Below are 2,627 nucleotides of genomic sequence, written 5' to 3' on the forward strand. Positions count from 1 at the left end.
GCTGCGTCATCCCGTCGAGCGCCTGCGGCCGTCGCACCACCAGCTCCACTCCAGGGCCCGGCGCGGTGACAGCGAACACCGTCCAGAAGACGGGCTCGTTCCGCCCCGGGCCGTCCTGTACGTCGAGTACACCGGTCACGTACTCGAAGCAGCGGAAGCCGCTGCCCCGGAACTCACCCGTGATGTAGTGCTCCGCCCGCAGGTTCCGGCCGCTGACAGGGAGAGGCGCCATGCCGCAGAGCCCGTCGATCAGCCCGTACGTGACCTTCTGATAGCTGCACCCGCGCTCCTGCACAAGCTGGATCGCCTCAGTTCTCTCCTGCATGCCGCGAGTACGGCTCCGTTGGGCGCGGACCATCATGGTGATGACGAGAGCGAAGATCCCTCCCACGATGAGGACCAGGAGCACGGGCATCAGTACGGTCATGGGAGGCGATTATGTCCGATGGCTTCCGCCACCGGCCGGTGCCGGGTCCACCCACCTCGGGTGATCCATGGGTGTGGAAGTTCAATGAAGATCGACTTAGATGCGGCCGCTGCCGCACACTGGCAAACCGGGCATAGCGTGTCACCCGGTCGGGGTGTTGTAACTGACTGAGTACGTAGGTCGGTTGGACCCGTTGTGCAGGGTGACTACAGTGGTAAACGCGTTGTGAGGCGCGACTCGCTTTGCGATCGTACGGCGAGCGGTTGGTCGGCCCCGACTCCGGACGGGCCGATGGATGTACGGGGAAACGGGGAGGAGCGTCGTGCTTCCGTCAGACATGGTGGGGGGCGTGTCGGCGACCAGGGCGGCGAACCTGGAGGCCAGCGGCGAGGCGCTGGACAAGTTCGTGGGTCAAGTCGACAAGGTGCTGAGCGCCCTCGAGGGGTCCGCGGGCAACCCGGCGAAAGTCGGAGCCCAGACGATCAGGGCTACATCCCTGACATCGGGTGGTGAGAGCGAGTTTCCTGAGGCGCACGGTCTGTACAAGCAGTACACCAGGGTTCATCACGAGCTGACGAACCTGTCCAAGAGCCTGCACTTGCAGATCGAGGCGATCGGCATTGCGGTCACCGGTGCGCACAGGGGCTTTGACAATCTCGAAGAGGAGCAGCGACAGCGGTTCTGGGCGATCCAGACCGAAATCAGTCAGCTCCAGTCCAAGAAGGGCGACAAGCAGCACGCCAGCGGCGGCACCGAGATGAAGGCGTGACGATGACCGACAAGCACCATAAGGGCGATCTGCACCGCGTCTCTCAGCAGAACTCCGCTACGGACATCGTCCGCGGCATAGAGGATGAGCCGCGCGGCGGGTTCCTCAACGGAATGATGCGTTCGGTGGTCGAAGCGACACCCTACGGACGAGCTGTCGCCGCCAGGACCGACTTCGACAAGCGCGATCTCGACCTCAACAAGATGATCGACCTGGTCCAGGCGACCGACCCGGAGGACCTCGAGTCCTCCGGCAAGGCTCTGTGGGACGCACGCGATGCCATCAAGAAGGCCGCCGACGACCTCAAGGCCAACATCGACCAGGTTCACTGGGTGGGCGTATCGGGCGAGGCCTTCCGTAGTTGGGGCGAGAACCTCGTCACCAACACGCACCACTTGAGCGAGTTCGCTGGAGCAGCGGGCGATCAGATCACCGCTGCCGCGGTGGGTCTGGCTGCCGTGCGTGGTGCGATGCCGACTCGTGACACCAGGGCGAACCCGAAACGACCCAAGGACTTCACCGCGGCCGAGAAGACCGCGAACGCGAAGGACTACGCCGAGGCTGTCAGCGTCGAGAAGGACCGCCAAGAGGCGATCAACCAGTTGAACCGGTTGTCGTCGTACTACGCGGTCTCCGAAGAGGTGCTGGCGTCCCTGCCGGCCAAGGACCAGACGCCGAACTTCACGTCGATGCCCGACGTGGGCGTGCCTCATCCGCAGCCCGACGGTTCGTACGGGGTCGGCCGTCCGACGGCCGGTGCGAGCTCGCATACGGCTACCGGGTCGGTAAGCGCCATCGGCCATCACGCAGCTGCGGTGGGGACGGACGATGTCGCCCATCACGTTACGGGCCACACGACCCCAGTACACGTGCCGACGACGCCGAACACGCACACCACACCGCTCCCTGAACAGCCCACCGTCGGCACGAACATCGACAGCACCGGCACGCTGCCTCCGCCGACAACCACGCACACGACCGGCCCCACCCCGCCGGTCACGGGCACGCCTCCTACGGGCAGTGGTCAGGCCGATCCACTGGGCGGCGCCGGTTATCGGGTTCCGTTGCCCAGTCCGACATCAGGCCGAACCTTGAGTGGCTCGGCCGGATACCGTACCCTGCCCATCGCTCAGGGGCGGGCGGGTACGTCCGGGCTTCCCAACTCTCAGGGGCCCGGACGCACCGCGGCACAAGGCCCCATGAACCAGGTGGGACGCACCACGTCGACGGGACAGCCCGCAGGTAGGGGGACTGCTTCCCCGATGGGCCGCGCGGTCACCGGCGGTACACCGCGGCCCGGTGGCTCGGCGGCACCCCGTGGGGGCGTTACGCCGACTACTGGAGCCGGCCGTTCGAACGGAGTTGTCGGCGGGCGCCCGACGAGCACGGGCGGTCCGGCTAAGGGCGGTGCGCGGATTCCCCGTGGCACGG

At 66.3% G+C, this 2,627-nt stretch carries 2 protein-coding genes and 1 pseudogene; 2 read left to right on the forward strand and 1 reads right to left on the reverse strand.

The features are described 5' to 3' along the window. A pseudogene (locus IE312_RS39770) lies at positions 1–427 on the reverse strand (hypothetical protein); the annotation flags it as partial. Positions 428–776: 349 nt separating this feature from the next. Between IE312_RS39770 and IE312_RS12935 the strand changes: the two are divergent. Both IE312_RS12935 and IE312_RS12940 read left to right on the forward strand, forming a co-directional pair. After that, positions 777–1,196 (forward strand): DUF2563 family protein, encoded by a 420-nt coding sequence (locus IE312_RS12935; RefSeq protein WP_306419731.1) that lies wholly within the window; start codon positions 777–779, stop codon positions 1,194–1,196. A 2-nt stretch (positions 1,197–1,198) separates the two neighbouring features. Further along, positions 1,199–2,627 (forward strand): hypothetical protein (locus IE312_RS12940; RefSeq protein ID WP_229899623.1); only part of this gene is annotated, 1,429 nt, incomplete at its 3' end.

This window comes from Streptomyces capoamus, assembly GCF_014654935.1.
In the GTDB taxonomy this organism is placed as follows: domain Bacteria; phylum Actinomycetota; class Actinomycetes; order Streptomycetales; family Streptomycetaceae; genus Streptomyces; species Streptomyces capoamus.